The sequence below is a fragment of the Flavobacterium sp. GNP002 genome, assembly GCF_054343795.1.
Map to the genome: position 1 here is coordinate 2,892,621 of NZ_JBTGUW010000001.1, position 15,300 is coordinate 2,907,920.

General features: G+C 33.4%; 11 protein-coding genes. 10 read left to right on the forward strand and 1 reads right to left on the reverse strand.

The annotated features are described in order from the left end of the window. Window positions 1-68: 68 nt before the first annotated feature. Window positions 69-1,613 (reverse strand): hypothetical protein, encoded by a 1,545-nt coding sequence (locus ACXX80_RS12525; RefSeq protein ID WP_458553485.1) that lies wholly within the window; start codon window positions 1,611-1,613, stop codon window positions 69-71. A gap of 154 nt (window positions 1,614-1,767) precedes the next feature. On the opposite strand from ACXX80_RS12525, the gene ACXX80_RS12530 reads away from it, so the two are divergent. From ACXX80_RS12530 to ACXX80_RS12575, 10 genes are all read left to right on the forward strand, one after another. Next, window positions 1,768-2,943: a 2-isopropylmalate synthase gene (locus ACXX80_RS12530; RefSeq protein ID WP_458553486.1), complete on the forward strand. Its 1,176-nt coding sequence runs from the start codon at window positions 1,768-1,770 to the stop codon at window positions 2,941-2,943. Between the two features lie 38 nt (window positions 2,944-2,981). After that, window positions 2,982-4,097, forward strand: coding sequence for a 3-isopropylmalate dehydrogenase (leuB, locus tag ACXX80_RS12535; RefSeq protein WP_458553487.1), 1,116 nt, complete (start codon window positions 2,982-2,984; stop codon window positions 4,095-4,097). 66 nt (window positions 4,098-4,163) lie between these two features. After that, window positions 4,164-5,837 carry a dihydroxy-acid dehydratase gene (gene ilvD / locus ACXX80_RS12540; RefSeq protein WP_458553488.1) on the forward strand — a complete coding sequence of 558 codons (1,674 nt, stop codon included), beginning with the start codon at window positions 4,164-4,166 and terminating at the stop codon, window positions 5,835-5,837. A gap of 129 nt (window positions 5,838-5,966) precedes the next feature. Further along, entirely contained in the window at window positions 5,967-7,661 is a 1,695-nt protein-coding gene (ilvB, locus tag ACXX80_RS12545; protein WP_458553489.1) for a biosynthetic-type acetolactate synthase large subunit, read from the forward strand. 94 nt (window positions 7,662-7,755) lie between these two features. After that, window positions 7,756-8,289, forward strand: a complete 534-nt coding sequence (gene ilvN / locus ACXX80_RS12550; protein WP_458553490.1) for an acetolactate synthase small subunit — start codon at window positions 7,756-7,758, stop codon at window positions 8,287-8,289. A 55-nt stretch (window positions 8,290-8,344) separates the two neighbouring features. Further along, window positions 8,345-9,814 carry a ketol-acid reductoisomerase gene (gene ilvC / locus ACXX80_RS12555; protein WP_458553491.1) on the forward strand — a complete coding sequence of 490 codons (1,470 nt, stop codon included), beginning with the start codon at window positions 8,345-8,347 and terminating at the stop codon, window positions 9,812-9,814. Between the two features lie 528 nt (window positions 9,815-10,342). Further along, entirely contained in the window at window positions 10,343-12,250 is a 1,908-nt protein-coding gene (gene acs / locus ACXX80_RS12560) for an acetate--CoA ligase (RefSeq protein ID WP_458553492.1), read from the forward strand. Window positions 12,251-12,396: 146 nt separating this feature from the next. Continuing rightward, window positions 12,397-13,527, forward strand: a complete 1,131-nt coding sequence (locus ACXX80_RS12565) for an NAD(P)/FAD-dependent oxidoreductase (RefSeq protein WP_458553493.1) — start codon at window positions 12,397-12,399, stop codon at window positions 13,525-13,527. Then, window positions 13,528-14,238, forward strand: a complete 711-nt coding sequence (locus ACXX80_RS12570) for a methyltransferase domain-containing protein (protein ID WP_458553494.1) — start codon at window positions 13,528-13,530, stop codon at window positions 14,236-14,238. Then, a complete protein-coding gene (locus ACXX80_RS12575; RefSeq protein ID WP_458553495.1) occupies window positions 14,235-15,287 on the forward strand; it encodes a type III polyketide synthase in 1,053 nt (350 codons plus the stop codon). The genes ACXX80_RS12570 and ACXX80_RS12575 overlap by 4 nt, the downstream gene beginning before the upstream one ends. The last annotated feature ends 13 nt before the right edge of the window (window positions 15,288-15,300 follow it).

Sequence of the window (15,300 nt, forward strand, 5' to 3'; positions counted from 1 at the left end):
CTTCGAGATACATTGTTTTATTATCAAATTTAGTTTAGAGCAATTGTATTTTTTAAAAAATTAAAGTCTTATCGATTAATCAATTTCGCTTTTTCCTTAATAATAGTACTGATTTTTCGGTTTTCAATTTTGCTTTCGAGCCAAGAAATAATATCGAGATAAAGGAAAGCTCTTTTTTCATAGGTGTTTTTTTCCAATTCTATAAAGCGCGCTCTCATTTTTACAAATTCCTTTTTGATATCTGTTGGATAAATGGAGTTTAAATTCTTCAAAAACTTAATGATTTCTTTTTGCACTTCATGTAAATCATTCATTTTGATTAGGAATTTATAGGTGTTCTTCAACTGATTTTCCAGATAATAATCTTTCCCTAATTCATAATGCGCAATCAAACAGAGTATTCGGGCAAAACACATCAAATCTTCTCGCATGGAAAGATTTTTGTTGTTTATGATTTTCTCTAAATAAAAGATACACTCCGCATATTTTTCGTTCCCAAAATAAATTGACGCAAATTTATAATAGAACAACATTTCGTGATGTTCATCAAGATGGTCCGTGTGAATTTTTAATTTATTCAATACTTCAGGAATTAAGTATTCGCTTTCGGCAAAAGTACCTTCCAGAATATGGTAATTCAATTTATTATTATAGACATATAAAAATGATAAAGACGCAATGTTGTCATTCACTGGGAAATGGGAATCTTTGATGGTATCTTCAAGCAGCGCTAAATATTTTTTAAATTTAGATTTGTACTTCAACATGTATAAAGATTCTAATAAATAATGGTTTCCTTTTAGGAAAAAAACAGGATTTAAATGAATCATACTTGGATTATCATAAAACAGGGCCACCCATTTTAAAGAATATTTATAGCAGGAAAGAAAATCCTGCACCAGAAAACTTCTCCAAAGATTAGCGTTATAAAACCAGTATTTCTCCCTAAATCCGAATTTTTTCTCATCAAATTTAGAAATATGCTTATGGAAATAATCGTCTATATATTTGTATTCTTCGTCACTTTTTACATAACCGGTTTTAAGCATTATACCATACAATTGCAGGGATAAGTTAGATAATTTACTGGAAATGGTATTGCGATAATTTAATTCTTTAGCTTGAACGACTAATTCATCTGCTCGTCCTTGAATACTTCGTGTTATGTATTGTGATTCAATAAGTTTTTCAAATTCTACAATTTCATAAGCCATCAGTTTTTCGTCATTCTCTAAAGCTAAAATTTTTGTTTTATCCAAAATTTTTAAACTCTGCTTGTATAACCCTTTATTGTACAATATAGCAGCAAAATCAATTTGTTCTCTTAGTTGATACCGAATGTTCTGGCTGGGAATATTCAATCGGATGCTCACTAAAATTTGTTTGTACAGGTATGATTTTAGATTCGATAATTGTACTTTTTTAATGATACCGCTTTTCAGAATGAGTTTCTCATCATAGACTTCTGATTTGTCTAAAATATTGAATAATTCGATGAATTTTGTATTAGAACTTGTTTCTAATCGGCTTGCAAAAATCTTGAATTGTCTTTTTTCAGATTTTGAAAGTGATTTTATTAATACAAATAAGAAATCTTTTTGATGGTTAGCCATTGTAAAATATAGTAATGTAATTTACTGTTAATCAATAAGTTATAAACTTATTATTTGCTTTATAAGCAGTATATTTCATTAAATTGAGTTTTATAATAAAGTAATGAAAGATATTTTTGTTATCAAGATGTGAAATTACATTAAATAAATGAAAATGAATAGAGAGAAAGTTCAAATTTTTGATACCACTTTAAGAGATGGCGAACAGGTCCCAGGATGTAAATTAGATACCAATCAAAAACTAGTTATTGCAAATCGACTGGACGAAATGGGTGTTGACATTATAGAAGCTGGTTTTCCTGTTTCTAGTCCAGGTGATTTTTTATCTGTTTCAGAAATAAGTAAAGTTGTTAAAAATGCAGTTGTCTGCGGATTAACTAGAGCAGTGAAAAATGATATTGATGTTGCTGCAGAAGCTTTAAAATATGCAAAAAGACCTCGAATACATACTGGAATTGGAACTTCTGATTCGCACATAATACACAAACTAAACACAACCAGAGAAGATATTATTGCCAGAGCAAAATTTGCCGTTTCACATGCTAAAACTTATGTTGAAGATGTAGAGTTTTATGCTGAAGATGCTGGTAGAACAGACAATGAATTTTTGGCTCGAGTTTGTGAAGAAGTAATAAAATCAGGTGCTACCGTACTTAATATTCCGGATACTACAGGTTATTGCTTACCGGAAGAATATGGTGCAAAAATTAAGTATTTAAAAGAAAACGTCAAAGGGATTGAAAACGTAATCCTATCGTGTCACTGTCATAATGATTTAGGAATGGCTACAGCTAATTCAATTGCAGGAGCTGTAAATGGAGCGAGACAAATAGAATGTACAATAAATGGAATAGGCGAAAGAGCTGGAAATACTGCTCTTGAAGAAGTAGTGATGATTTTCAAACAACATCCTTATTTGAATTTAGATACTAATATCAATACACGTCAGCTGAATGAAATGAGCCGATTGGTTTCTGAAAGTATGGGAATGATGGTACAACCCAATAAAGCGATTGTTGGTGCTAATGCTTTTGCACACAGCTCCGGAATTCACCAGGATGGTGTGATAAAAAACAGAGCAACTTATGAAATCATGGACCCTTTAGAAGTAGGTGTAAATGAATCTTCAATAGTGTTAACGGCCAGAAGTGGTAGAGCAGCATTGGCATACAGAGCCAAAAAAGTAGGATATGAACTTACAAAGATACAATTAGATGTGGTTTATGTTGAATTTTTAAAGTTTGCCGACATTAAAAAAGAGGTTCTTGATGATGACATTCATCAAATAATTGAAGCATGTAAAATGAATAAGGAGTTAATCCTTAATTAATATATTTTGATTTCTAATAAAATCTAAATCCTACTATTATGAACTTAAAAATAGCAGTACTTTCAGGAGACGGAATAGGTCCAGAGGTAATCTTACAAGCAAAAAAAGCGCTGTATGCAATTGGTTTGGTTTTCGATCATGAGTTTGTTTTTGAGGATGCGCTTATTGGTGCTGTTGCTGTTGAAAAAACAGGAACACCGTTGCCAGAGCAAACATTAAATCTTTGTTTGAATACAGATGCCATATTATTTGGAGCTGTTGATGACTCAAAATATGATGCTGTTTCAGATTCGAAACTGCGTCCCATACAAGGATTATTAAAATTGAGACAAGCTTTAGGATTATATGCCAATATAAGACCTATTAAACCATACAACGACTTATTAGATTTGTCGCCTTTGAAAAGAAAAATAATCGAAGGTGCTGATTTTATAATTTTCAGAGAAATTTCTGGAGGATCTTATTTCAGTGAAAAAAAGATCAACGAACAAGGTACATTAGCCTCTGATTTATGCGAGTATTCTGAAGAAGAAATTATTCGTATCAGTCATTTGGCTTTCAGAACGGCTCAGAAAAGAAAAAAGAAATTGACTTTGGTTGACAAAGCCAGTATTCTGGAAACGTCAAGATTGTGGAGAAAAGTAGTTACAGAAATTGCTGAGGGATATCCTGATGTAACTCTAGAATTTCTTTTGGTGGATAATGCTGCAATGCAAATCATCATTAATCCAAAGCAATTTGATGTCATTTTGACCGAAAACTTATTTGGTGATATTTTATCAGATGAAGCAAGTGTAATTACAGGTTCAATTGGATTATTGCCATCCGCATCTTTAGGAAATTCAAATGCACTTTTTGAACCTATTCATGGATCTTATCCAGAAGCTAAAAGAAAAAATATTGCTAATCCTATTGCTTCAATAGTATCAGCAGCAATGCTTTTGGAACATTTTGGTCTTCATATCGAATCGCAAAAAGTTTACGAAGCGGTTCATAAAGCAATCGAATTAAATGTCGTCACTGCCGACTTGAATCCATATTCAAAATTTGGCACTAATGAAGTGGGAGATTTTGTTTCGAATTATATTCTAAGTAAAGACGACTTATATTTTAAAAGTGACAATGTCTACATAGGCCAATCGACCATAGTTTAAAAAATAAATAATTGATGGTACCTATAATTTTTCAGAAAAACATATTACCTACAAACTAACATAATAATGGAATTAAATAAATACAGCAAAATAATCACGCAAGATGAAACACAACCAGCTTCTCAGGCCATGTTGTACGGAATTGGATTAACTGAAGAAGATCTTAAAAAAGCGCAAATAGGAATTGTGAGTATGGGTTATGATGGAAACCCTTGCAATATGCACTTAAATGATTTGGCTAAAGATATTAAGACAGGCGTCTGGGCAGTAGATTTAGTTGGTTTGATTTTTAATACTATTGGTGTCAGTGACGGTATTTCAAATGGTAATGATGGAATGCGTTTTTCTTTGGTTTCTCGTGATGTAATTGCAGATTCTATTGAAACAGTTATGGGAGCACAATGGTATGACGGAATGATTGCTGTTCCGGGTTGTGATAAAAATATGCCAGGAGCGCTAATGGCTATGGGTAGAGTCAATCGCCCATCTATTATGGTTTATGGAGGTTCTATACATCCAGGAAAATGGAAAGGCGAGGATTTGAATATTGTTTCTGCTTTTGAAGCATTAGGAAAAAAATTCAATAACACTATTACACCTGAAGATTTTAAAGGTGTGATTCAAAATGCTTGTCCAGGTGCAGGTGCTTGTGGTGGAATGTATACTGCTAATACCATGTCATCTGCGATTGAAGCTTTAGGAATGAGTTTGCCTTATAGTTCTTCTAATCCTGCTTTGAGTCCAGAAAAGAAACAAGAATGTGCTGATGCTGGTAAAGCCATCAGAATATTATTAGAAAAAGACATCAAGCCTAGAGACATTATGACTCGTAAAGCATTCGAAAATGCGATTACAATTGTGGCTGTCTTAGGAGGTTCTACTAATGCGGTTATGCACTTAATTGCAATGGCACATTCAGTAGGTGTTGATCTTACCTTAAAAGATTTCCAAGATATTAGTGATAAAACCCCATTACTTGCTGACTTGAAGCCAAGCGGTAAATACTTAATGGAAGACTTACATAATGTAGGTGGAGTTCCAGGAGTAATGAAATATTTATTGAAAGAAGGTTTCTTACATGGAGATTGTTTAACGGTAACCGGAAAAACAATTGCTGAAAACTTAGCTTCTGTTCCTGATTTGAATGATGGACAACAAGTGATTCATGAAATCCAAAAAGCGTTAAAAGCTACTGGAAATATTCAAATTTTATACGGAAACATAGCTTCAGAAGGGTGTGTGGCTAAAATTAGTGGTAAAGAAGGTGAGTTTTTTGAAGGTACAGCAGTAGTTTTTGAAAACGAGCATGATGTGATTAAAGGAATTAGAGGAGGTGAAGTAAAACCAGGAAATGTGGTTATTATTCGCTACTGTGGTCCAAAAGGAGGTCCGGGAATGCCTGAAATGCTTAAACCAACATCCGCAATTATGGGAGCTGGCTTAGGAAGTACTGTTGCTTTAATTACTGACGGACGTTTTTCTGGAGGCTCTCACGGTTTCGTAGTAGGACACGTTACACCAGAAGCCTATGAAGGTGGAGGAATTGCTTTAATAGAAAACGGAGATGTTATTTCAATTGATGCTGTGAAAAATACTATCAATATGAAAATATCTGACGAAGAATTCGTAAAACGTAAAGCCAATTGGAAAAAACCAGAATCACCAATTAAACAAGGAGTATTACTTAAATATATGCGTTCGGTCTCAAGTGCCTCTGAAGGATGTGTAACCGATAAATAATCCCCACCCCATCCCTCCCCAAAGGGGTGGGAGTTGAGCAACAAATAATAACTATAAATTCCCCTATGCCAGTTTCGGCTCTCCCTCCTTCGGAGGGGGTAAGGGGGGAGGAAAATAATAAACGTACCCATGGGAACAAACAAAATATCCGGCGCAGAAGCCGTTATTAGATGCTTATTAGAAGAAGGAGTAGATTTGGTTTATGGCTATCCAGGTGGAGCTATAATGCCAGTTTACGACGAATTATATAAATTTCAAGATCAATTACAGCATGTTTTAGTACGTCATGAACAAGGCGCTACACATGCTGCGCAAGGTTTTGCAAGAGCAACAGGAAAAGTGGGAGTGGCTATTGCAACTTCGGGTCCGGGAGCAACAAATTTAGTTACTGGAATTGCTGATGCTCAAATCGATTCGACTCCTATGGTTTGTATTACAGGACAAGTAGGAAAGCATTTACTAGGGTCTGATGCATTCCAAGAAACAGATATCATTGGAATTTCGACTCCAGTGACCAAATGGAATTATCAAATTACCGAAGCTTCAGAAATTCCGGAGATTATTGCAAAAGCATTTTATATTGCAAGATCAGGTCGCCCAGGTCCAGTTTTAATTGATATTACAAAAAATGCTCAGTTTGACGAAATTGAATTCAGCTATAAAAAATGTACCAGTATTAGAAGTTACAATCCGAAACCAGTTTTAAATCATGAAAAGCTTAAGGAAGCGGCATCAATAATTAATACTGCTAAAAAACCATTTATCATATTTGGTCAAGGAGTAATTCTTAGTGAAGCGGAAGCTGAGTTAAAAGCTTTGGTTGAAAAATCAGGAATTCCGGCTGCTTGGACTATTTTAGGACTTTCGGCAATGCCAACAGATCATCCATTGAATGTAGGAATGGTAGGAATGCACGGTAATTACGGACCTAATGTTTTGACGAATGAATGTGATGTTTTAATAGCACTAGGAATGCGTTTTGACGATCGTGTTACGGGAAATTTAGCTACCTACGCCAAACAAGCCAAAGTAATTCATTTTGAAATTGATCCTGCAGAAGTAGATAAGAATGTAAAAACTACTGTAGCAGTTTTGGCTGACTTAAAAGAGTCTTTAACAGCTTTACTTCCTTTAATTGAAAGTAACTCTCATGAAGCTTGGCACAATGAATTTAAAGAGAAATATGAAATAGAATTAGAAGCGGTAATCAATGACGAGTTAAAACCAAAGAGAGAAGGAATTTCTATGGGAGAAACGATTGAAATGATTAACAAACATTCTAAAGGAGATGCCATTATGGTTTCGGATGTGGGACAACATCAAATGTTTGCTTGTCGTTATGCCAAATTCAATTCGACAAAAAGTAATGTAACATCAGGTGGTTTAGGAACTATGGGATTTGCTTTACCGGCTGCAATTGGAGCCAAAATGGGAATGCCAAATCGTGAAGTTGTAGCCATAATTGGTGATGGAGGTTTTCAAATGACTATTCAGGAATTAGGAACTATTTTTCAAACTAAAGTTCCTGTGAAAATTGTGGTATTAAACAATGAATTTTTAGGAATGGTTCGTCAGTGGCAACAATTGTTTTTTGACAAAAGATACGCTTCTACGGAAATGATCAATCCTAATTTTATAGCCATTGCTGAAGGCTATTATATCAAAGCTAAAAAAGTAACCAAAAGAGAAGATCTTGATGCTGCAGTTGCCGAAATGATGGCTTCAAAAGAATCCTATTTCCTAGAAGTTATGGTAGAAAAAGAAAATAACGTATTCCCAATGATTCCTACAGGAGCATCGGTTTCGGACATTCGTTTGTCCTAAAATAGTTTAAAGTTTAAGGTTTAAAATTGTTGGAACCTGAAAATAATGTTGCACAACTTTAAACTTTAAACATAAAAACTTTAAACATAAAAAAATGGAAAATAAAACATTCACCATTTCTGTTTATTCAGAAAACAACGTTGGCTTATTAAACAGAATATCTGGTATATTCTTGAAACGCCATATCAATATTTTGAGTTTAAATGTATCCGAATCTGAAATTGAAAATGTTTCCAGATTTATCATTGTAGTCAATACAACCGAAAAATGGGTACAAAATATAGTAGGACAAATCGAAAAACAAATCGAAGTAATTAAAGCATTTTATCATATTGATGAGGAAACTATTTTCTTAGAAAATGCATTATTCAAAATTGAGTCGAGCTTGCTTTTTGATGAAAAACAAATTCAGAATATAATCAAAGAAAGCCACTCTGAAATAGTTACAGTTTCAAGAGACTTTTTTGTGATTTCAAAATCAGGACAACGTGCTGAAATAGAATCGTTATATGAAAAATTAAAACCTTTTGGTATCATGCAATTTGTACGTTCCGGAAGAATATCAGTTTCCAAAGAAAAAATGGAAATTTCAACTTTGTTGGAAGAACTTAAACAAGAACCAGTTTAGTTTTCAATTAGTAAACCTATCAATTATAAAATTTACAATCATTAAATAATAAAAAATGGCAAATTATTTCAATTCATTACCACTTAGATTACAATTAGAACAATTAGGCGTTTGCGAATTCATGGACCAATCTGAATTTGTAAATGGGATAAAAGCTTTAGAAGGAAAAAAAGTAGTCATTGTAGGATGTGGAGCACAAGGTTTGAACCAAGGTTTAAACATGAGAGATTCTGGATTGGATATTTCTTATGCTTTGCGTGCTGAAGCAATTGCACAGAAAAGAGCTTCTTTCATGAACGCCGCTGATAATGGATTCAAAGTGGGAACGTATGAAGAATTAATCCCAACAGCTGATTTGGTTTGTAACCTTACACCAGACAAGCAGCATACTGCTGTAGTTACCGCAATCATGCCTTTGATGAAAAACGGATCAACTTTGGCTTATTCTCACGGTTTTAATATTGTCGAGGAAGGAATGCAAATTCGTAAAGACATCACAGTAATTATGTGTGCGCCAAAATGTCCAGGATCTGAAGTACGTGAAGAATATAAAAGAGGTTTTGGTGTACCAACTTTAATTGCGGTTCACCCAGAAAATAATCCAAACGGAGAAGGTTTTGAACAAGCAAAAGCGTATGCAGTTGCTACTGGTGGTCATAAAGCAGGAGTATTGAACTCTTCATTTGTTGCCGAAGTAAAATCGGATTTAATGGGAGAACAAACCATTCTTTGTGGAATGTTACAAACAGGTTCTATTTTATGTTTTGATAAAATGGTTGAAAAAGGAATTGAGCCTGCTTATGCTTCAAAATTAATTCAGTACGGTTGGGAAACAGTAACTGAAGCCTTGAAACATGGTGGAATTACAAACATGATGGACCGTTTATCAAATCCTGCAAAAATTGAAGCGTATGAATTAGCAGATGAATTAAAAGACATCATGCGTCCGTTGTTTCAAAAACACATGGATGATATTATTTCTGGTGAATTTTCAAGAAATATGATGATTGACTGGGCTAATGATGATATTAATTTATTGACTTGGAGAGCTGCAACTGCAGAAACTAATTTCGAAAAAACAGCTCCAACAGCAGCACATATTTCAGAGCAAGAATATTTTGATAATGGTGTTTTGATGATTGCAATGGTAAAAGCTGGTGTAGAATTAGCTTTTGAAACAATGACTCAAACAGGAATTATTGAAGAATCAGCTTATTATGAGTCTTTACACGAATTGCCTTTGATTGCAAATACTGTTGCAAGAAAAAAATTATATGAAATGAACAGAATCATTTCGGATACAGCAGAATATGGTTGTTATTTATTTGACCATGCTTGTAAACCGTTATTAACTGATTTTATGAAAACGGTAGATACTAATGTTATAGGTAAACCTTTTTCAACTTCAAATGGAGTCGATAATGCGGTTCTTATTGCGGTAAACAAAAGTATTCGTCAGCATCCAATTGAAGAAGTAGGAGAGTGGTTGAGAGAATCGATGACAGCCATGAAAAAAATAGGATAATATAATAGGAATTACCACACATGAGGGTGTGCAGGGATTAGCACTATATCATTTGATTTCATAATATCTTGGATTAGTTAAAAAATATTAAAAAAGATAAATGGATATGGATGCTTGTACATTCACTTAACTTTAAACACCAATAAAGTTAAGTGAAGTAGTCCCTATAAAAAAGATTGGGAAGTAGTAGAAATATCCATGTTTATTTTCTAAATAAATATGCTAAAAAATTAGTAGTAGTATTCCTTGATTGGAACCAAATAGTTTTGGTTGATTATTGTTCAAAAAATCATCGTTTTTAGTACTAAAATAATTGTTGTTAAATTTTGTTGATACATAAGGTGAGATGGATTTAAATCCATCTCGCCTTTTTGTGTTTTACTTATTTTAGCAAAAACAGCAAAAATTAAACAAATTAGGATTAAAAGTGCTTTTTTATTTGAGAATCTATTTTTTTTAGCAAGTATTTATGATTTAAATAATTTTAAGAATAGCGAGAGATTTAATACTTTTATAAAAAATTATAACATGAGCTACTACAAAATTGAAAATCTAGAACAATATTTTAAACATTACAATAAATCAGTTCGTGAACCTAGAAAATTTTGGGGTAAAATTGCAGAAGAAAATTTCACTTGGTACCAACAATGGGATAAAGTTGTTGAGTTCAATATGGCAGACGCCGATATCAGATGGTTTACTGAAGCAAAAGTTAATATTGTAAAAAATTGCATTGACAGGCATCTTGCTAAAAGAGGAGAAAAAACAGCAATTATTTTTGAACCAAATGATCCTTCGGAAGCAGCATTACACATAACATATAATGAATTGCACCAACGCGTTTGTAAAATGGCAAACGTATTGCGGGAGCAAGGAATAAAAAAAGGCGATAGAGTTTGTATTTATTTGCCAATGATTCCTGAATTAGCAGTTTCAGTATTGGCTTGTGCCAGAATTGGCGCTATACATTCCGTTATTTTTGCAGGATTTTCATCTACAGCAGTAGCGACTCGTATCAACGACAGTGAGTGTAAAATGGTAATCACATCTGATGGAGGTTTTCGTGGTAACAAAACCATTGATTTAAAAGAAATCGTTGATGAAGCATTAGAAAAATGTACTTCTGTCGAAAAAGTTTTGGTTGCCAAAAGAATTCACTCTGATATTTCTATGAAAGAAGGACGTGACCAATGGTTACAACCGCTATTAGATCAAGCATCAGATAATAATGTAGCTGAAATTATGGATGCTGAAGATCCTTTATTTATACTATACACTTCAGGATCAACTGGAAAACCAAAAGGAATGGTGCATACTACAGCGGGTTATATGGTTTATACCGCGTATACGTTTAAGAACGTTTTCAATTATGAAGAGAATGATGTTTTTTGGTGTACTGCTGATATTGGTTGGATTACAGGACATTCGTATATTCTTTACGGACCATTATTGAACGGAGCGACAACAGTAATTTTTGAAGGAGTTCCTTCATATCCTGATTTTAGTCGCTTTTGGGAAGTTATTGAAAAACACAAAGTAACACAGTTTTATACAGCTCCAACTGCGATTCGCGCCTTAGCTAAAGAAAATATAGAATTTGTACAAAAATATCCATTGAAGTCACTCAAAGTAATTGGATCTGTAGGTGAACCAATCAATGAAGAAGCTTGGCACTGGTACAATGACCACGTAGGTGATAAAAGATGCCCTGTTGTAGATACTTGGTGGCAAACAGAAACTGGAGGTATCATGATTTCGCCTTTGGCATTTGTTACACCAACAAAACCTACGTATGCAACTTTACCATTACCAGGAATCCAACCGGTATTAATGGATGAAAAGCGCAATGAAATAGAGGGAAATCAAGTAGTTGGAAGTTTATGTATTAAATTTCCATGGCCAGGAATTGCCAGAACTATTTGGGGCGATCACCAGCGCTATAAAGACACGTATTTCTCTGCTTTTCCTGGTAAATATTTCACTGGAGACGGAGCTTTGCGTGATGAAGTAGGATATTATAGAATCACTGGTCGTGTGGATGATGTGGTAATTGTTTCAGGACATAATCTAGGAACTGCACCAATAGAAGATGCCATCAATGAGCATCCAGCCGTTGCTGAATCAGCTATTGTAGGTTTCCCGCATGACATCAAAGGAAATGCTTTGTATGGATTTGTTATACTTAAAGAAACTGGAGAAACGAGAAATAAAGAAAACCTAGCGAATGAAATTAATCAACATATTTCAGATCATATTGGACCAATTGCTAAGTTAGATAAAATTCAGTTTGTTTCTGGTTTACCAAAAACCCGTTCTGGAAAAATTATGAGACGAATTCTTCGAAAGATTGCGGAAGGGGATTATTCTAACTTTGGAGATATATCAACTCTTTTAAATCCTGAGATTGTAGAGGAAATAAAAGAAGGAAAACTATAAATTAATTAAAAGCCGTTTGTAACAAAACGGTTTTTTTTTTGAATGGAAAATATTAAATCAGAGTTTATAATAAATCAAATAATTATGTAAGTTTTATTTGTAATAGTATAGTTTCTTTATCAAACAAATCCATAAATTTACTACCTATGAAAGATAAAGAAGTTATAATTATCGGTGGTGGTTTAGCGGGATTGACTTCGGCTATACATTTATCTAAAATTGGACTTCAGGTTACGGTTATCGAAAAAAATAGTTATCCTAAACATAAAGTTTGCGGCGAATATATATCTAATGAAGTTTTACCATACCTCAATTGGTTAGATTTAAACATAGCCGATTTACAACCTACAAATATCACAAATCTTGAGTTTTCGACAGCAAACGGAAAAACAATTAAAAGTGTTCTGCCTCTTGGTGGTTTTGGTATTAGTCGTTTTACTTTAGACGAATATTTATATAAAAAAGCACTTGAAAACGGCTGCAAAATTTTGCAAGACAATGTTGAAAACATAGCCTTTGACAACAATCAATTTACAGTTACGACCGCTAATAAAAACATTTTAAAGTCTGAAATAGTTATTGGCGCTTTTGGCAAACGTTCTAATGTAGACCAAAAATTGAATAGGGATTTTATAACTAAAAAATCATATTGGTTAGCTGTAAAAGCACATTATTCTGGCGATTTCCCAAATGATATAGTTGGACTGCATAATTTCAAAGGTGGATATTGTGGTGTTTCTAAAGTAGAAAACAATATGATTAACGTCTGTTATTTAGCGGATTACAAAACTTTTAAACAGTATAAAAATATAGAGGAATATCAAAAAAGTATAGTTTCTGAAAACCCTCATTTAAGAGTAATTTTCGAAGAAAGTAAATTGCTTTTTGAAAAACCCTTAACTATAAGCCAAATATCTTTCGAAAAAAAACAAGCAGTTGAAAATCATATTCTAATGATTGGCGATACCGCAGGATTAATTCATCCTTTGTGCGGTAACGGAATGGCAATGGCAATTCATAGTGCCAAAATTGTTTCAGAATTAGTGCAAAAATATTATACCAAAGAAATCAAATCCAGAAGTGAATTAGAAGAAAAATACATTTACGAATGGAATGTAAACTTTAGAAAAAGACTTAAAATGGGTCGATTATTATCGAATCTTTTACAAAAGCAAAAACTTTCAGCAGTATTGATGCGTTTATTAATTATATTTCCGTTTTTACTGCCTAAAATCATTAAAAAAACGCACGGAAAACCAATCATTCTCGACTCATAAATGGCGATAAATACAAAATATAGAACTGATAAACCGGAAATTATGGATGATTTTGCCATGGAAGGCGAAATTTTGCGTGATGCTTTGGACAAAATTGCTAAAATTAATCAACTTTTAGGAGGAAATCAGTTAACTTTAAAAGGAGTACAAGAACTGATTCAGGATTCTAAAAAAAGGGAAATTGTAATTGTGGACGTTGGCTGTGGCAATGGCAATATGTTGAGGACTTTAGCTGATTTTGGACTTAAAAACGATCTAAAATTTCAGTTGATAGGTATCGATGCCAACAATTTTACAATTTCGCATGCACGGAAATTATCAGATAAATACGCTAATATTAGTTATCGTTGTGAAGATATTTTTAATGAATCTTTTAAGGAATTAAAGTATGACATTGTTTTATGTACTTTGACATTACATCATTTCAAAAACGATGAGATTGTACAATTATTGAAAGTTTTTTATAATAATGCATCCATCGGAATTGTAATCAATGATTTACACCGAAGTGCGGTTGCCTATCGTTTATTTCAAGCTTTATGTTTCGTATTTCAATTGAATGATATGTCTCGAGAAGATGGATTGACTTCAATTTTAAGAGGTTTTAAAAAAGAAGAGTTAATCGAATTTTCTAAAAAATTAAATTTTAAAAACTATAAAATTCATTGGAAATGGGCTTTTCGTTACCAATGGATAATTTCAAAAATATGAGTGTAAAAATCAAAACCGTAACCAAACAGTTACCTAAATATTCCAGAAATACAGATGAAATTATTCCTTTTTTGGATGCTTGGCTCGTTGGACAAGACGAGCGTTTCATTAGAAAAGTAAAGAAAATTTTTGAAGGTGCAGCAGTTGACAAACGGTATTCCATTATGGATCCAATTGAAGTGTTTACCAAAACTTCATTTGAGGAAAGAAACGATATTTATGTTCGTGAAGTGATTGATTTAGGCGAAAAAGTATTGGAAAAAGCGTTAGAAAAAGCCACTTGGAACCCTGAAGATTTAGATTATATCATCACAGTAAGTTGCACTGGAATTATGATTCCGTCATTGGATGCTTATCTTATTAACAAGTTAAAATTGCGTCAGGATATCGTTCGGCTTCCCGTTACTGAAATGGGTTGTGCTGCCGGTATTTCAGGAATTATTTACGCTAAAAACTTTTTGCAGGCTAATCCCGGAAAACGTGCTGCTGTAATTGCAGTAGAAAGCCCAACGGCAACCTTTCAATTAGATGATTTCTCGATGGCAAATATCGTAAGCGCGGCAATTTTTGGCGATGGAGCAGCTTGCGTTTTACTTTCATCACATGAAGATGATGAGGGACCGGAAATTGTATCAGAGGAGATGTATCATTTTTATGATAATATCCACATGATGGGGTTTAAACTTACCAATTCTGGTTTGCAAATGGTATTGGACATTGAAGTTCCAGAAACGATTGCTTCTCATTTTCCCGATATTATTCATCCATTTTTAGAAAAAAACAATTTAAAAATAGAAGATATTGATCATTTGATTTTTCATCCAGGAGGAAAGAAAATTGTCCAAACTGTAGAAGGTTTGTTTTCTAGTTTAGGTAAAAATATAGACGATACTAAAGAAGTTTTGCGTTTGTATGGAAATATGTCAAGCGCAACGGTTTTATATGTTTTAGAGCGAATAATGGACAATCAGCCTAAAAAAGGAGAAAAGGGTTTAATGTTGAGTTTTGGTCCGGGTTTTTCGGCGCAAAGAGTTTTGTTGCAGTTTTAACTACCTAACTCCA